This is a genomic window from Mesorhizobium sp. LMG17149 (assembly GCF_024518695.1).
Classification (GTDB): domain Bacteria; phylum Pseudomonadota; class Alphaproteobacteria; order Rhizobiales; family Rhizobiaceae; genus Mesorhizobium.
The window spans coordinates 1-14818 of record NZ_JANIFL010000009.1 but is presented as its reverse complement, the minus strand read 5'-3'; the positions used below and the strand labels follow the sequence as shown (position 1 = coordinate 14818).

At 62.3% G+C, this 14818-nt stretch carries 14 protein-coding genes; 2 read left to right on the top strand and 12 right to left on the bottom strand.

Annotation, left to right across the window (positions count from 1 at the left end; all coding sequences use genetic code 11):
* Positions 1–91 precede the first annotated feature (91 nt).
* From fhmpcd1 to NP945_RS21110, 6 genes are all read right to left on the bottom strand, one after another.
* Positions 92–1021 carry a 5-formyl-3-hydroxy-2-methylpyridine 4-carboxylate 5-dehydrogenase gene (gene fhmpcd1, locus NP945_RS21135; protein ID WP_127811347.1) on the bottom strand — a complete coding sequence of 310 codons (930 nt, stop codon included), beginning with the start codon at positions 1019–1021 and terminating at the stop codon, positions 92–94.
* Entirely contained in the window at positions 1021–1641 is a 621-nt protein-coding gene (locus NP945_RS21130; RefSeq protein ID WP_013529861.1) for a glutathione S-transferase family protein, read from the bottom strand. Before NP945_RS21130 ends, fhmpcd1 begins: the two co-directional genes overlap by 1 nt.
* Positions 1642–1667: 26 nt before the next feature.
* A complete protein-coding gene (locus NP945_RS21125) occupies positions 1668–2078 on the bottom strand; it encodes a RidA family protein (RefSeq protein WP_013529860.1) in 411 nt (136 codons plus the stop codon).
* A 6-nt stretch (positions 2079–2084) separates the two neighbouring features.
* Positions 2085–3218, bottom strand: a complete 1134-nt coding sequence (locus tag NP945_RS21120) for an LVIVD repeat-containing protein (RefSeq protein ID WP_256747429.1) — start codon at positions 3216–3218, stop codon at positions 2085–2087.
* 80 nt (positions 3219–3298) lie between these two features.
* Entirely contained in the window at positions 3299–4450 is a 1152-nt protein-coding gene (locus NP945_RS21115) for a cupin domain-containing protein (RefSeq protein ID WP_027039500.1), read from the bottom strand.
* 290 nt (positions 4451–4740) lie between these two features.
* Positions 4741–6369 (bottom strand): GMC family oxidoreductase, encoded by a 1629-nt coding sequence (locus tag NP945_RS21110; RefSeq protein ID WP_256747428.1) that lies wholly within the window; start codon positions 6367–6369, stop codon positions 4741–4743.
* A gap of 202 nt (positions 6370–6571) precedes the next feature.
* On the opposite strand from NP945_RS21110, the gene NP945_RS21105 reads away from it, so the two are divergent.
* Positions 6572–7249: a FadR/GntR family transcriptional regulator gene (locus NP945_RS21105; RefSeq protein ID WP_013529856.1), complete on the top strand. Its 678-nt coding sequence runs from the start codon at positions 6572–6574 to the stop codon at positions 7247–7249.
* 43 nt (positions 7250–7292) lie between these two features.
* The gene (locus NP945_RS21100; RefSeq protein ID WP_256747427.1) at positions 7293–8840 is read left to right on the top strand and encodes a GMC family oxidoreductase; all 1548 of its coding nucleotides are present in this window, start codon (positions 7293–7295) and stop codon (positions 8838–8840) included.
* A 58-nt stretch (positions 8841–8898) separates the two neighbouring features.
* Here NP945_RS21100 and NP945_RS21095 read toward each other — a convergent pair whose 3' ends face one another.
* From NP945_RS21095 to NP945_RS21070, 6 genes are all read right to left on the bottom strand, one after another.
* Entirely contained in the window at positions 8899–9651 is a 753-nt protein-coding gene (locus NP945_RS21095) for a GGDEF domain-containing protein (protein WP_127326711.1), read from the bottom strand.
* A 151-nt stretch (positions 9652–9802) separates the two neighbouring features.
* Positions 9803–10507 carry a thermonuclease family protein gene (locus NP945_RS21090; RefSeq protein ID WP_256747426.1) on the bottom strand — a complete coding sequence of 235 codons (705 nt, stop codon included), beginning with the start codon at positions 10505–10507 and terminating at the stop codon, positions 9803–9805.
* Between the two features lie 33 nt (positions 10508–10540).
* Positions 10541–11740 (bottom strand): ABC transporter substrate-binding protein, encoded by a 1200-nt coding sequence (locus NP945_RS21085; protein WP_256747425.1) that lies wholly within the window; start codon positions 11738–11740, stop codon positions 10541–10543.
* 93 nt (positions 11741–11833) lie between these two features.
* Positions 11834–12610, bottom strand: coding sequence for a lytic transglycosylase domain-containing protein (locus NP945_RS21080; RefSeq protein ID WP_256747551.1), 777 nt, complete (start codon positions 12608–12610; stop codon positions 11834–11836).
* 26 nt (positions 12611–12636) lie between these two features.
* Entirely contained in the window at positions 12637–13008 is a 372-nt protein-coding gene (locus NP945_RS21075) for a hypothetical protein (protein ID WP_127322349.1), read from the bottom strand.
* A 60-nt stretch (positions 13009–13068) separates the two neighbouring features.
* On the bottom strand, positions 13069–14818 hold a 1750-nt coding region (locus NP945_RS21070), incomplete at its 5' end, for a type I secretion C-terminal target domain-containing protein (RefSeq protein WP_256747424.1).

The following is a 14818-nucleotide window of genomic DNA, read 5'->3' as shown; positions in this document are numbered from 1 at the left end:
CCATCTTGATGGCGAAGGCGCCCTTCACACAAACAGCCGGCCGGTGGAACTCCTCAAACCGGCCTGCCCTCTGCGCACCATGTGACATTGGCTACTCCCGGCCTTCCAGGATGCGCCGCACCGCGACGAGCTTGCGCGCCCGTTCACCTTGCAGCGCCTTTGTCTGTTCGGGCGTGTAGGCAAACATGCCCTCGCCCGACTTGATGCCGAACTTCGACGCAGCCGTTTTCTCCAGCACCATCGGCGCGACATCGTCGCGGTTGGAGAGATCGGCATTCAGGAAGGACGAGACGGATTTGTAGATGTCCAGCCCCGCCATATCGAGCAGCGCCATCGGGCCGATGACGGCGATCTTGTAGCCGATGCCCCAGGATACGCAGGTGTCGAGGTCTTCCGGCTCGATGACGCCGCGCTCGACAAGATCGACCGCCTCGCGCAGCAGCGCATAGAGCACGCGGTTCTCGACGAAGCCTGGAACGTCCTTCTTCACCACCACCGGCAGCAGGCCGATCGAGCGGATGAGATCGCGGATAACAGTCACGGTTTCAGGCGCGGTCTTTTCGCCGCCGATCACCTCGATCATCGGGATGATGTGCGGCGGGTTCGACCAGTGCATGCCGACCATCCGCTCGGGATGCGAGATATGCGCCTGCAGCTTGGTGATCGGGATGCCCGACGTGTCGGAGGCGACGATGACGGACGGGCCGATCAGCGGATCGATGTCGCGATAGGTCTGCGCCTTGATCTCGATATTCTCGGGCACGTTCTCGATCACCAGTTCGGCGCCATCGACGGCCTCGGCGATCGTCTCGACGAAGCGCACGCTGCCGGCGCCTGTCCCGGGCGCCTTGATGTCGAGGCGGTCGAGCACGCCGCCGGCGAGATCAAGCATGCCGCGGGCGCGCTCGATTGCCCCTGGCGAAACATCATACGCCGTCACATCGAGCCCGCCGCGCGAAAGCCGCGCGGCGATGCCTGGACCCATCGTTCCCAGTCCGATGAGAGCGGCGCGCTTGATCATCATGCGGCCTTTGCCGGAGCAGCAGTGGTTGCCGCCTTGAAGGCCGGCCGAGCGGCGATCGCGGCCACCCAGCGCTCCAGATTGGGCATCGACGGCCGGTCGATCTTGAAGTCGACGCAGCGCTTCAGGATCGGCGCGCAGGCAATGTCTGCAAGGGTCAGCTTGCCGAGCGCCAGGAAGTCCTTGCCGGCCAGGTGGCCGTCGACGATCTTGAGCTGCGCGACAAGGTCCTTCACTTGTTCCTTGTATTCGGCGGTCTGTTCTTCGGGCGTGAGCTTGGCGCCCTTGAAGGCCGCCAGGTAGCCCGGATTGACCGCAGCCAGCAGGAAGTCCATCCAGCGCTCGACCTCGGTCTTTTCGGCCGGCGTGGCGCCATTCAACTGTTCGCCGCCGAATGCCGCGAGATAGCGCAGGATGGTGTTGGACTCCCAGATCACGGTGTCGCCGTCGACCAGCGTCGGCACCTTGGAGGTCGGGTTGAGCGCCTTGTATTCCGCCGTCTGCGTGTTCTCGAACTGGCGGCCATAATCCTCGCGCTTGTAGGAGGCCCCCAGCTCTTCGAGCATGAAGAGCACCTTCTGGACGTTGCCTGATGTCTGGCGGCCTAACAGCTTGTACATGTCGTCTCCTCGCTAGTGTCCAAGGCCTACTTGCTCGCCGGGAGCGGCTTGTAGACGATGGCGTCCATTTCGATCTTGGTGTTGATGACGGCCTTTGCCTCGACGGTCGTGCGTGCCAGAACGGCGTCGCCGATCCCTTCGAGGAACGCCTTGTTGTAGCGACCGAAATCGCGCGTATCCTCGAGATAGGTGGTGATCCGCACGACATCCGACAGCGTCGCGCCTTCATGCGCGATGACGCGCGCAATGGTCTTCAGCGTCGCCAGCGTCTCTTCCTCGATCGTGCCGCTGATCATGTTGTTGTTCTCGTCCTTCGGCACCTGGCCCGAGACGAAGATGAAATCGCCGGCACGCACCGCCGGATGAAACGGCAGGTTCGGGTTCTTGTTGCCGATGGCGTAGTGGCTGGCGGATTTTCGCGTGCTGTCGCTCAACATACCCCCCTAGAGAACGCTGGTTTCGATGATGTCGACGCCGCGGATGCGATCGATCAGGTAGACGATGCCGCGGTCGTCGATGGTCACGTCGTTGGACGAGGAACGCTCCGCCCCCTCCGGCGCGTCGGGCATGAAATGGCCGACTTCCTTTGGCGCGAACGGATCGGCGATGTCGACGAGGCGCAGCCCCTGCGCGAACCATGCAAACGGAATGACGGTTCCATTGAACCGCTCGGAGGGCTGGTGGCAGCCCGTCATCGGCGGTTGCGGCGCGCCATCCGGGTCGAGGCCAGGCACCTGGAAGGTCGAGATCGGCAACGGGTTGGTCTCGTCGGTGATGTCGTAGATCCAGGTGAAGGCCGGCGGTGAAGGTCGCAGTTTGGCGACATCCTCGTCGGCCACCACCATGATGTTGCGGCCCTTGAGCGGCTGTGGGATCGGCAGGCAGGTGTGGGTGGGATGCGGAAAGCTCGGGCTCGAATTGACGTGCGAGACCAGCTTCGGCTTGGTGATGTCCGAAATGTCGAGGATGAACAGCCCGTGATGCCAGTAGCTGACATAGAGCCGGTCGCCCATGCGCAGAGGATGGTGGCAGCGCGGCGTGACATAGTCATGCCACGGGTATTCTTCCCCGCCACCCGTCCACTGGCCGGGTATCCACCAGCGTCCGACCTCGACCGGCTGTGCCGGATCGATCAGATCGAGGATCATCACGATATTGCCGACATAACCGTCGGCGGTCGGCGAGATGTAGACGTAACGGCCGTCGAAGTCGTAGCGGTGGACGCCCTTGCCGCCGGTTATCCATTTCGAGATGAGCTTGGGCTGCGCCGGCTTGGTTGTGTCGTAAAGCGCCAGTCCGCCGCCGAAATCGGCCGGGCCGGCATCACCAAAGCGCTCGTGGTTGATGATCATCAGCCCGTCCTTGGCGCGCACCTTGTGCGAATGCCAGCCGGGCGGAACATCGATCGTGGCTATCTTGCGCGGATTGCGCGGGTCGGAAATATCGACCAGTGTCGTGCCGCTCGGCGGCCGCATGTGGCCGATATAAAGGATGTTGCCATCGACCCAGACCTGGCCGCCGCCTGGACAGTCGACATGGCCAATCTGCTTGGTGTTGAACGCCGAAACCAAATGCATACACCCTTGCTGCTGAAGCGTCGTTTTCGATGTCCACGCCGCCAATCGCGGCGGGACAGTGCTTGCCGAAGGACCGGAAACTAGACGAGGCGGAGCAGATCGCCGGCCTGGTTGCGGCCCCAGCGCTTGTAGAGGAGCAGCGCCTTCTGCGTCGGCGCATCAGTGGCGCCGAAGAAGATCACCGGCTCGCTCGACGAGCCGTTGACATGCTCGACCCAGGAACCGCCAGGTATGGCGATGGTGTCGAACTGGTTCCAGTCATAACGTTTGCCGTCGATGATCGAATGGCCGTTGCCGCGGAACGGCGCCAAGAGCAGGCTGGCGGTCTCGCGCTGCGGCAAGGTCTTCTCGCCGGGGCGCAGCATCTGCACGTAGAAATTGATGGTGTGGAAGACGGGTCCGCCGGTGGTCGGATCGACATAGTCGATGACGATGCCTTCATGGGGGTCGCCATCCCAATCCTTGTGGGCGTCGAGGACCGCTTCCATCTTCTCCCAGCGATAGACATACATCGGCGACGACAGGCCGCCGCCGCGCTTGTGGTCGACGAAACGCGGCATCAGGCCACCCTCGCCATAGATGCGCTGTGAGTAGTCACCGGGATAGCGGGCGGTCTGCACCTTCTTCTCGACTTCCTTGCCATCGACCATCTCGGTGTATTTGTGATCGAAATGGACGGCATGCAGCGTTTCGACCAGCGGCAGGTCGAGCACCGACAGGTTGACCGCCTGCTCGCCGCCGACGGTGCCATGATTGTGCCAGGCGTCGTTGGGCGTCAGCACCATGTCGCCCGGGCCGAAGACCACGTCTTCGCCCTCGACGCCGGTGAAATTGCCCTTGCCGGTCAGGCCGAAGCGGATGGCGCTCGGCGAGTGCTTGTGCGGCGGCATGATCTCGTCGGGATCGTTCAGGCGGTAGGCGGTGTACATGGTGCTGACCGATGCACGCTTGGGCGCAAGACCGGGATTGACCAGGATCAGCGAACGGCGCTCACTGTCGTCCATGGTCACCAGTTCGGCGGCGCGCTGCAGCAGCGGCTCGATGTCCGAATAGGACCACACGAAGGGAACGGCCTTCGACGTCGCCATCAGCTGCTTGATCTCGTCATGATCGACGCCTTCCGACGTCGCCCAGAACGGAAACATGTTCTTTGCGTAGAGGGCGTCATAGAGGCCCTTGAGTGCTGCCTTCTTGTTGGTGAGCACATCGTTAGCTGGTTGCGCCAGGGACATATCGGACACCTCTCGTCACGAAGAAAATACTTCTAACCAACTCAACCGTATTCGCATTGGTTTTGCTCGACAATAGCCAAATTGCGAATTTTATAAGTTTTTGGTTGAGGTGCATTTTTGGGAGGCAAATGCCCAGAAATAGGCAGAATAGCCTAGAAATGCGCGAGATACGGCTCGCAATCAGGGTGTGAAACCGCTTCGCCACGGCCATGCGGAAGCGCATGACAGTCCAACCAACGCAGTTTTTCAGTCTCAACCAAAAGACTTTGGTTGTATTCCGGCCGCCTCTATCAGGCCGCCACGCTCTGTTGAGCGCGGCTGCGGATCAGATCCGCGGCCTTTTCGGCGATCATGATGACCGCCGCATTGATGTTACCACAGACGAGGTCTGGCATGACCGAGGCGTCCACGACACGAAGTCCGGCGATGCCGCGCACCCGCAATTCCGGATCGACCACCGATGCCGCATCGACGCCCATACGGCACGTGCCGGCCGGATGATGCACGGTGATCGAGGTCTTGCGGATATGCTCGTCGATCTCTTCGTCGCTCTCGCATTTCGGGCCAGGGAAGAACTCTGCGCCCACGAACGGGGCCATGGACGGCTGGCTGGCAAGGTTGCGGGCAACGCGAAAGCCGGCGCGAAGCGATTGCCAGTCGCGCTGCGAGGACAGGAAGTTCTGGTGGATCAGCGGCGCGGCGACCGGATCGCTCGACGCCAGCTTGACGCTGCCGCGGCTCTCCGGCTGCACCGCAACGATACGGGTCGCAAAGCCGTCGGCGAACGGCGCCTTGAACGGCGACATGTAAGGCCATGCCCCCAGCGGTGCGGCGGTGAAAAGCAGCTGCACGTCCGGCAGCGGCCGGCTTGCGTCGCTCTTCAGGAATGCCACGACGCCGCCAGGCACATCTCCCGAAAAGCCCTTTCCGGTGAGATAGGTCTTGACGAAATCCAGCCCGATACGATCGGCCCGCATCATCTTGAGAAACGGTCCCGGCTGTTTGCGCCGATACATCAGGATGACCGAAACGTGGTCCTGCAAATTCTTTCCGACCTGCGCACGATCGACCTTCGTCTCGATGCCATGCGCCGCGAGCTCACCGCTGTCGCCTATGCCTGACAGCATCATCAGCTGCGGCGTGTTGATGACGCCGCCGGCAAGCAGGACTTCGCGCCGCGCCAGAACTTCATGGCTCGCCCCGCCTCTGGTGTAGGCAATGCCCGTTGCACGGCCATCCCTGAGCAGGATCTTCGTCGCCATCGCGCCGGTCAGCACCTTGACGTTGCCGCGGCGCATGGCGGGCCGCAGATAGGCGGTCGCGGTCGAGCAGCGGCGGCCGTTCGCAATTGTCATCTGCAGCCGGCCGAAGCCTTCCTGTATGGCGCCGTTATAGTCGTCGGTCTGCGGGTATCCGGCATCACGGCTGGCTGTGGCGAAGGCATCGACCAGTTCGTCCTTGTACCGGCAGAACTGGGTGTTCAGCGGCCCGCTGCCACCACGGTACCGGCTTTCGCCCGCTTCCCAGCGCTCCTGCTTCTTGAAGTAGGGCAGCACCTTGTCGAACGACCAATCCGTCAGGCCGCTTGCCGCCCAGCGATCGTAGTCGCCGCGATTGCCGCGCACATAAGCCATGGCGTTGGTGGAGGAAGAGCCGCCGATGACCTTGCCGCGCGCGCATTCGACCTTGCGCCCGCCGACATTGGCCTCGGGCTCGCAGAAATACATCCAGTCGTGGCGGCGCTCGGTCAGTATCTTGCCCCAGCCGAGCGGGATGTGGATCATCGGATCGCGGTCCCAATCCCCCGCCTCCAGCAGAAGCACCGATACGGCAGGGTCCTCGCTCAGCCGGTTCGCCAGCACGCAGCCGGCCGATCCCGCACCGACAATGACGTAGTCAAAGGTTTCGCCAGCCGGCATGCGTGATCCTCGGGAGAAAACGGCCCGCCGCGATGGCAACCGTCGACATGGCAGTCAACCATCGCGCAACTGGTGTTGTCAACCATTGCGTACAGTTGTAGATTGGTTGAATTGGTTGAGTGCCGTCGAACAGGTTTTCGTGTCACAATATGATGTCGGGACGTTGAGTCGGCGGTCTGCCGATCGGACAGGAGATTTGGTTTTGAGCGCATTCGAGCCGCAGGTCGGACCATCGGATCTCGACGACATCATCGCCGCGGTCCGCCAGTTGCAGCAGGGCGGCGGCAAGCTTCCGTCCGAGCGCGATCTTGCGGAACATCTGAGCGTCAAGCGCCATCAGCTTCGCAAGGCGCTTGAAGTGCTGCGCCTTTCGGGCGACCTCAAACCGGCGCGCGCCAGGCGGGCGCCGACCGCTCTTCCGAGATATGGCGAGGAACTGGTCAGGGTAACCAATCCGATCGAGGTCCTGGAATTGCGCCTGATCATGGAGCCGGGCCTTGCCCGGCTGGCGTCGCTGCGCGCCTCCTCTTTCGAGACGGCGCGGATCCTCGACGCGGCAACCACGCCGGAGAACGCCCCGTCGGGGGAGGTCGACTTCGCTTTCCATCTCGCGATCGTTGCCGCGGCCCGCAACCACCTCGCCGCGGAATTCTACAAGATGCTGCGCCAGGTCGGTGTCGATGCGCGGGTGAAGGTTGCGCGCACCGCGGCACCCACCTGCCCCAAGCGGATCGCCCACCGCGACGGCGAACATCGCCTGATCGCCGAAGCGATCTCGCAGCGCGATCCCGAAGCGGCAGAGGCCGCAATGCGCGCGCACCTTTTGTCCGTGCAGAGACAGATCATGGAACGGTCGAATGCCGGCGCCTTTGCCGCGTGATCGTATCAGCTTCCGATAGTGAGCCTGTGCGGGGAATTTCAAATTGAAACGTCATTTCGACGTGCTGGTGATCGGCGCGGGATCCGCAGGCTCGGTTGTTGCCAGCCGGCTCAGTGAAGACCGGTCTTGCCAGGTCGGCCTCATCGAGGCCGGGGCGATGCCGGCCGATCCCGACATCGCCGATCCGCTGAAATGGACGATGCTCCAGGGCCGCGCCTACGACTGGAGCTACCGGACCGTGCCCCAGCCCTTCACCGCCAACCGCGTCCATGAATGGCCGCGCGGCAGGATCGTCGGCGGCTCGAGCTGCCTGCATGCAATGGCCTATGTCCGCGGCCATGCCGATGATTTCGAACCCTGGGCGCAAGCCGGCGGCGAGCGCTGGTCCTATCGGGGGTTGTTGCCGGGCTTCATCCGCAGCGAAGCCTTCACTGCCTTCGACGGGCCGACACGCGGCAAGAGTGGCCCGCTGGACGTCTATCTGCCGGACGCCGAAGTCAGTCCGGTCGTGCGGGCCTACATCGCCGCCGGGCGCGCCATGGGTGCTCCCGCCCTGAGCGACCACAACAGCGGCGAACTGGTCGGCACTAGTCCCAATTCACTCAACATACGTGACGGCAAGCGCCTGAGCGTCGCCGACGCCTATCTGTCGTCGCAGGTCATGGCGCGGCCGAACCTGACCTTGCTTGCCGGCCACGAGGTCGAGCACCTGGTGCTGGACGGCCACAAGATCACGGGCGTGAGCGTGGTGTGCGGGGGTGAGACCGGAACGCTCTGCGCCGACCGGATCGTCCTTTGCGCCGGCGCAGTATCCACGCCGCTCATCCTCATGCGGTCGGGCATTGGCTGTCCGGATACGCTGAAGCAAGCTGACATACGTTGCCTTGCCGATCGCGGCGATGTCGGCCGCAACCTGCAGGATCATCTGCTTGCTCTCGGAAATGTCTACAGCACGAAGAAGCCGGTGCCGCCTTCCCGCCTGCAGCACTCCGAATCGCTGATGTACCTGCACAGCGATGACCCGACCCGCTCCACGGGAAGTCCCGATATCGTGCTGGCCTGCGTCGTCGCGCCGTCGGCGGCCGAGGGCCTGAAGACCCCGCTTTATGGCTCGGCCTTCACCATCCTGTGCGGCGTTACTCATCCAACAAGCCGCGGGCGCATCACACCGAGCGGGCCTGGTCGCAATGACAAGCCGGTCATCGATCCGCATTACCTCGAAACCGAACACGATCGCGCGACATTCAGGATGGCGTTGAAGCGGGCGCGCATGGTCGGCCATCATGCGGCCCTGGACGAATGGCGCGATACGGAGATCCTGCCAGGTGCACCGGTTCAGTCCGATGCCGAACTCGATGCTTTCATCGCCAGGGCTGCTTCCACCCATCACCATCCGGCCGGCACCTGCCGGATGGGTCGTGACACTGAGGCCGTCGTCGATCCTGACTTGCGGCTGAACGGCTTCGACAATGCCTTTGTCGTAGACGCCTCGGTGATGCCGGCGATCCCGAGCGGACCGATCAACGCCGCGATCGTCGCCATCGCCGAAACCTGGGCGGCGTCTTCACGGGCTACCCCGTCGTCAGCGTAACCGCGGCCGCGTCCGACAGTTCCCCTGGGTTCCGAATGGCTCTGGTCCCCGGCGATTGTCAGCTATGGAGATGCGTCAGTTCAAACGCGGCTCCGTCCTGGACGCCGGCCATGCGCTGCTCGGCGGACCGGAACATGTCCGCGAACTCCACCTGGTTTTCGAACACCACGCCGCCGACCTTGACGGTCAGGGCATCCTCGGTCCCTTTTGGCGCGAAATAGACTTGCGCGATGCGCGCCCTGATACGCTCGCCGATTTCCCTGGCTTCTGCTTCGGTCGCGCCGGCGAGGAAAACCCCGAACATCGACGTCCCCATGCGTCCAACCAGATCCTCCGCGCGCACCGACGATTGTATGGTCGAAGCTATGAGCCGCAAGGCTTGATCGCCCCATTCAAGACCAAAGCGCAGGTTGATGGACCGCAGATGTTCCGAATGGATGACCAGGAAGGCGCCCGATTTCGGCCCCGGCACCGACGGCCGTGCGGTTCTTTTTTCGACCATCGACGTGAAGACCGCTCCGTTCAGGCAGCCGGTCATGGTGTCGAAGGTTGCCGACTTGTCGAGCTCCCGGCGATAGCGACGAAGCTCGATCTGTTTCAATCCAACGAACAGAAAAAGCGGAACGCCAAGGACAACGGGCAACAGGATTGCCGTGATCATACTGCGCCCAAATGGCGTCAGCGCCTCGGAGAACAGGAGCAGGTAATTGAGGCCGACGGAAACGCCCAGGATTGCAGCGGTTCCCAGAAAGGTCAGCAAAGCGACGCTTTTCCATGCCTGGTCGGTGGTGCTCGCCATAGTCTTTATCACTGGCCGATCTCCTGTGGTTGGGCTGGTATAAGGCCGGTGTGTTGCAATTTCAGTTTCAAGGAAGCTTGCAATTTAATCGATTGCGTGATGACCCCATCAAGGCTGCGCCCGTGGCGGTTAACAAACAAAACATCAGGGAATGAATGGCAGGCTATTGCGCCGGGCCGAATATGCCCATCTCAGCCTTTCGGGCTGTCGCCTCCGCCTTGCCGTAGATGCCGCTCGGCAGCGCCGTGGCCCAGCCGTTGGAGACAAGCCAGGCGCCGACATCCTGCTTGCCCAGCCTGCACGGTGCGGCGACGGCAAAACGCTCGACGTCCGGCGGTACGAAACAGTGCAGCGCGCGTCCCCTCAGCCAGGAATTGAAAACGGCGCGTGCGCGAAGGCCGCAAGGCCAGGTGACGTCATGAAACGAGCAGGAGCTGTCGAGATCGATGCCCCGCACTCCGCTGATGACCACCTTGCGGCCCATGGCTTCGAACATCGCCGACGATGTGGCAATCGGGCGGTAGAGCAAGACCTCCCGCCAATCCCCGGGCATTGGCGTTTTCGGGGGCACGGCGAGACCGAGCTCGCTGAGTGGCGGACGGGGCTCGGCCCGTTCGATCTCAGCGGGATCAAGCCGTGGCGGAGCGATCAGGTCTTGAGCAACCTTGCGCGCCGGCTCCAGGCGTTGCGCGCCGGCAACCGGGGCAACCGGCCGGATAGGCCGGGTATCGCCAACATCCGGCGACGGGGCACGGACAGGCCGATCGACCGAAAGCAACGCCCCGCCCTGAATGATCAGCAGTATCCCGGCCAGAAGCAGGAAGCTTCCGAGCGCGATCGCCAAACGGCTGCGGCCCGGCCTGCCCATCAGCTTGAACAGGATCTCAGGGATTTGCGCCGGTCAGAAACCCGACGTCGATTTGGCAACCAGCTTGAGCGCACCTTTTTCAATCCGATAGAACGGCATCGAGCGTTGGCTGGATCCGTCGGCCCGAAACCGGAACAGGCCGGTCGAGCCACGAAAGCCGTTTGGATTTTCGAGAACTTTCTTGCTGAAACCATCAGGCCCGACCGCGCTGGCAATCCCTGCCGTCAGGGCAACCATATCATAGGCATAGGCCACATTGACGTCAGCCGGATAGTTGTATGTCGTCCTGAAGCGGTCGGCGATCGGCCCGGTTTCACTTGGATCGAGCGTGGCGATAAACGCCCCCTCGAAGAGCGGATCCATGGGGTGCTCCAGCCAACGGTTCGTCCCGACGACGGAGATGGTCTTTCCCGGAATGCCCTTCGATTTGAGGGCGGCAAGGATGGGCGCCGGACTGCCATTGCCACTGGCGACTATGACGGCGTCGGGGGCGTCCACGAGTGAGCCCATTTCGTCGACCGCCTTCGCGCCACCGTCGCCGGCAGAATATCGGAGAGTGACCGCGAGCGCCGCGCCGTAGATGCTGAGGCTGTTTGCGACCCGCTTCTCCGTGGCGCCGGCGTTTGGATTGTCCGCGACAAGCAGTACGAACTTCTTGCTGCCTTTCGCGGCCAGTCCCGCGGCGCCGGCTGCGGCGCTGTCCGCTTCGCCAAGGAGCACGGCATAGACCCCGGCGCCGCCGGCGAAATTATCGGCAAGCGCCAGAACCGGTGGCCGCTTCGATCCCGAAAGCGTGGCAATATGCTGGGCTGCCGGCAGCTCGGTCGGGCCAATGACGACTTTCGATCCCGTCGTAATGGCCGTTACCGCCAGTTTGCTGGCCTGCGCGCTGTCGCCCTTGGTGTCCTCTATCGTCAGCGTCAGCAATCCGTTGCCGATATCCGTCATCGCCAGCTTGGTCGCATCGAGCATCTTCCTGCCGTTTTCCCCGGCCGTTCCGGGGGCGGACAGCGGCAGCAGCATCGTGACTTTGGTCGAACCGGTACCCAGCGACTGGGTCGCCTGGACGGGACCGCCACCGGCGGCGCCGTTCTGCCCGGCAGGCGCGACAATCGCCGCCGGATCGAGCACTTCAGACACGCCGCCCTTCGACTGGCAGCCCGACACGATCGCGGCGAGCGCCAAGGCGATTGCCCATGTCCGCAGACAGTGGACCTGTCGGCCAGCTTCCATGAATGCTCCCACCCCTATGTGCCGCCGGATATTGTTCCCGGTCTGGTCTTCAACGCATGTTACGGCGGACTTGCAATGCCGTCTGTAGTTCTTTTAGCCGCCGAAAAGCCTGCCTCTGAGGGCCCTGATCTGCCTTGCTTGCCCGGCACTTCGATAGTCGGCGCATTTCATGTATCGCGGCCCCGGCACGAACACGCGGCGCACGCAAACGCCCTTTGCCCCCTTCCCCGGCCAGAATTGGGCAGGGGCTCCGCCCTCTCCGCCCGGCGAAAATGCGGAAAAGCCGAACGTCGCCACCGGCAAAGGCCCGGTCACTTCAAAGCCTTCCCTTGCCAGGATTGCCCGAGCACGCTGGCAGTAGCGGACCGAAAGGGCCGAGAACCGGCTTTCATTGTGCCCGGCGCGATATTTCATGACGGTGGTGCACAGATCGCCCGCGGCCAGCCTGTTGGCCTGTGCAAGATATTTGACCCCCAGCGCGATGTTGGCCGCCGGCGCGCTCAGATCGTCCAGGGAACCTCGAAAGCCGAGCATCCTGGCGGTCGCCGGCATCACCTGCATCAGGCCGACTTCGCCGTCGCCGCCTTGCACGTCGGGATCGAAGCCGCTTTCGATCTCCATCACCGCATGCGCCAGCATCGGCTCCAGGCCATAGATCGATGCCTGGCAACTCGCAAATGCCTTGAAAGCCTGCCGGGTCCACTCCGTGGCCGGATCACAGCGCACCGGTTGCTTCAGTCCGGACGAAAGCTGTGGTTTCACGGATGGTCGTTCCAGCCAGTTGGCACTGGCCGGCGTGACCGTTTGGACAAAGCCAAACAACACGATCGCACCCGCGACCGCCTTCAGGAAGGATCCGTCGGCTGTCATGATGGCCAACAGGCGTGGCTATCCGGTCAGTGCATGTACTCGACCATGCGATCGTGAAAACACTCGCATTTGTTGAGGTAGTCTTCGTCCTTGTAGTTCGTCTTCAGGTAGCCATAGGCCTTGCCGCAAGCGACCTTGGCCTCCGACGCCCAGACGAAGACGGGACGCGACGAGTTGATCCACTCCGAGCTGTTGGCGACGGCAACCGACTCGTCCATCAACTTCACAACCTCCTGCTTCAGATCGACGATGTTGTCGTTCAGCACCAGGTTGGAGGTGCCGACGACACGGCAAATGTCGCCGGTCGGACCATCGATAATGTCGGCGGCATACCCCGTCGACCCGACTGCCAGCAACAGCGTCGCAGCGGAAACAAGCAGTCTTGCAGAACGTTTCATATTGAGCTCCCCTAGATATTAGCGACGTATAACATAGTCGCGTGGTTGTGCGCTATGCCGTTAACCCACCAGATTTGCCGTCGTCGTGTGCTGGGTAGCGCCGTCGTCATAGAGCAGCGTGATGGTGTTGGCCGCGGGCAGGTTCGACAGCGTCGCCACGTCGACGAAATTGGCGCCGCCGGTGGTCCCGTCATGATCGACACTGAGAGTGCCTGTCGCCGAATTATAGTTCACGAAATCGCCAACATTGGCTCCTCCGGGAGCTGTGTCGAACAGCGACGTCAGGTCTATCTTGTCGCCTTGCCCGCCATTGTAGTCGACGATGAGATCCTTGATGTCGAGACCGTCGAGCTTAAACGTATCGGCGCCCGTGCCACCGGTCATGGTATCCTGGCCGAAGCCGCCGATCAGAGTGTCATTGCCCGCTCCACCGTTGATCGCATCATTGCCGAGTCCGCCGAAGAGCACGTTGGTGGCACCGTCACCTGTCAGCGTGTCGCTGAAATCCGATCCGATGATATGAGGCGCCGCTAGCGTCGAAGTATACGAGTGAGGGTCTCCAGCCAGATCCGACGAGTGATTCTGGACGGTTTGTCCCGTCGGGCTCAACGTGATGCCGATGGTGCCCGCAGCAGTATCGCCGTCCCCATCGACGACGCTGACCGGCAGATCGAAACTCACCGGGCTGTTCGTCGAAGCTGCTGCGCCGAAGTCTCCCAGCTTGAAAGTGTCTCCAGACTCAAATCCAATCTCGAGGCTGTTGTACCCGTTGGCCGTATAGGTCGCTATCGAGGTGTTCTGCAAGATTGAACCCACAACTGCCTCATATTGAGTTCCAGCAGCTGCGCCATCGACAAAATGCACCGTAAATATATGACCGCCAACGGTAACGTTCGTTGCGGTTGTACCAATATCGGTGAACGACACCAGCTTTGTCTGGCCGTTGTAGCTAATTGCGACCGCAGAAACCGAATCCTGGACGCCGTCGCCAACCACCACGTTCCCCCCAGTGTCGGAATCGTCGAAGGCAGCGAAGCGAGCCGCAGACGAAGAAGAGATGCCGGTGAACTTCGCCGACGCGCCGTTCGTAACATAGTGTTGCTCGAAGAGATGGGTCGATGGCGATGAATAACTGCCGTTCGGTGGGCTTCCGGTCAAGTCCACGACATAATCAAGGCGCATTTTCTCGCCTGAGCCAACCGAATTGCCGGCGCTAACTCCGCCCTCATTCGCATTTGTGTTTAGAGTTCCTGAACTGACGCCGCCTTCTACAGGCGTCAAGAGCAGATCCCTGCTGTCGTCATTGACCAACGTGTTGAAGCCGGCCCAGGCACCATTGCCGCCAACGAAATTATAACCACCCCCGTTGAAATCGACGGTGGTTATGCTGTCCACGGTTCCGTTCATATCCACGGAATAGGAGGCCGTCGCCGGGTCGAGCGTGACAACAAAAACAGAAATGGCGCCGGCGAAGCCCGTAAGCGTATGGCCGTCTGCGGAGACGTCATACACGATTGAAACGCCATTGGAGGTCAGCCCGCTCGCCGTGCCGTCGAGCGAGGTCGGGAAGATGACAGTTCCACCATCGGCGCCGTAGTTGTTGGTAAGCACCCCATCGATATCGAGGTCGAACGTGACGGACGCTCCTGCTCCGTTTGCCACGACCGCAGAGGCTGGGGATATGGCCGTCGGCACGTCATCGACGATGGAGACGGTGATGGCGCCGGTGGTGGTGTTGCCGACGCTGTCGGTGACTGTGTAGGTGAAGTTCTCCAGGCCCGAGATGGTCTGGACGCCGTTGTTTGCCTGT

Excerpts from the sequence above, each read along its gene's own strand:
- NP945_RS21115 (WP_027039500.1), bottom strand. The coding sequence starts at position 4,450 with ATGTCCCTGGCGCAACCAGCTAACGATGTGCTCACCAACAAGAAGGCA.
- NP945_RS21090 (WP_256747426.1), bottom strand. The coding sequence starts at position 10,507 with ATGGGCAGGCCGGGCCGCAGCCGTTTGGCGATCGCGCTCGGAAGCTTC.
- NP945_RS21085 (WP_256747425.1), bottom strand. The coding sequence starts at position 11,740 with ATGGAAGCTGGCCGACAGGTCCACTGTCTGCGGACATGGGCAATCGCC.
- fhmpcd1 (WP_127811347.1), bottom strand. The coding sequence starts at position 1,021 with ATGATCAAGCGCGCCGCTCTCATCGGACTGGGAACGATGGGTCCAGGC.
- NP945_RS21125 (WP_013529860.1), bottom strand. The coding sequence starts at position 2,078 with ATGTTGAGCGACAGCACGCGAAAATCCGCCAGCCACTACGCCATCGGC.
- NP945_RS21130 (WP_013529861.1), bottom strand. The coding sequence starts at position 1,641 with ATGTACAAGCTGTTAGGCCGCCAGACATCAGGCAACGTCCAGAAGGTG.
- NP945_RS21075 (WP_127322349.1), bottom strand. The coding sequence starts at position 13,008 with ATGAAACGTTCTGCAAGACTGCTTGTTTCCGCTGCGACGCTGTTGCTG.
- NP945_RS21120 (WP_256747429.1), bottom strand. The coding sequence starts at position 3,218 with ATGCATTTGGTTTCGGCGTTCAACACCAAGCAGATTGGCCATGTCGAC.
- NP945_RS21110 (WP_256747428.1), bottom strand. The coding sequence starts at position 6,369 with ATGCCGGCTGGCGAAACCTTTGACTACGTCATTGTCGGTGCGGGATCG.
- NP945_RS21080 (WP_256747551.1), bottom strand. The coding sequence starts at position 12,610 with ATGACAGCCGACGGATCCTTCCTGAAGGCGGTCGCGGGTGCGATCGTG.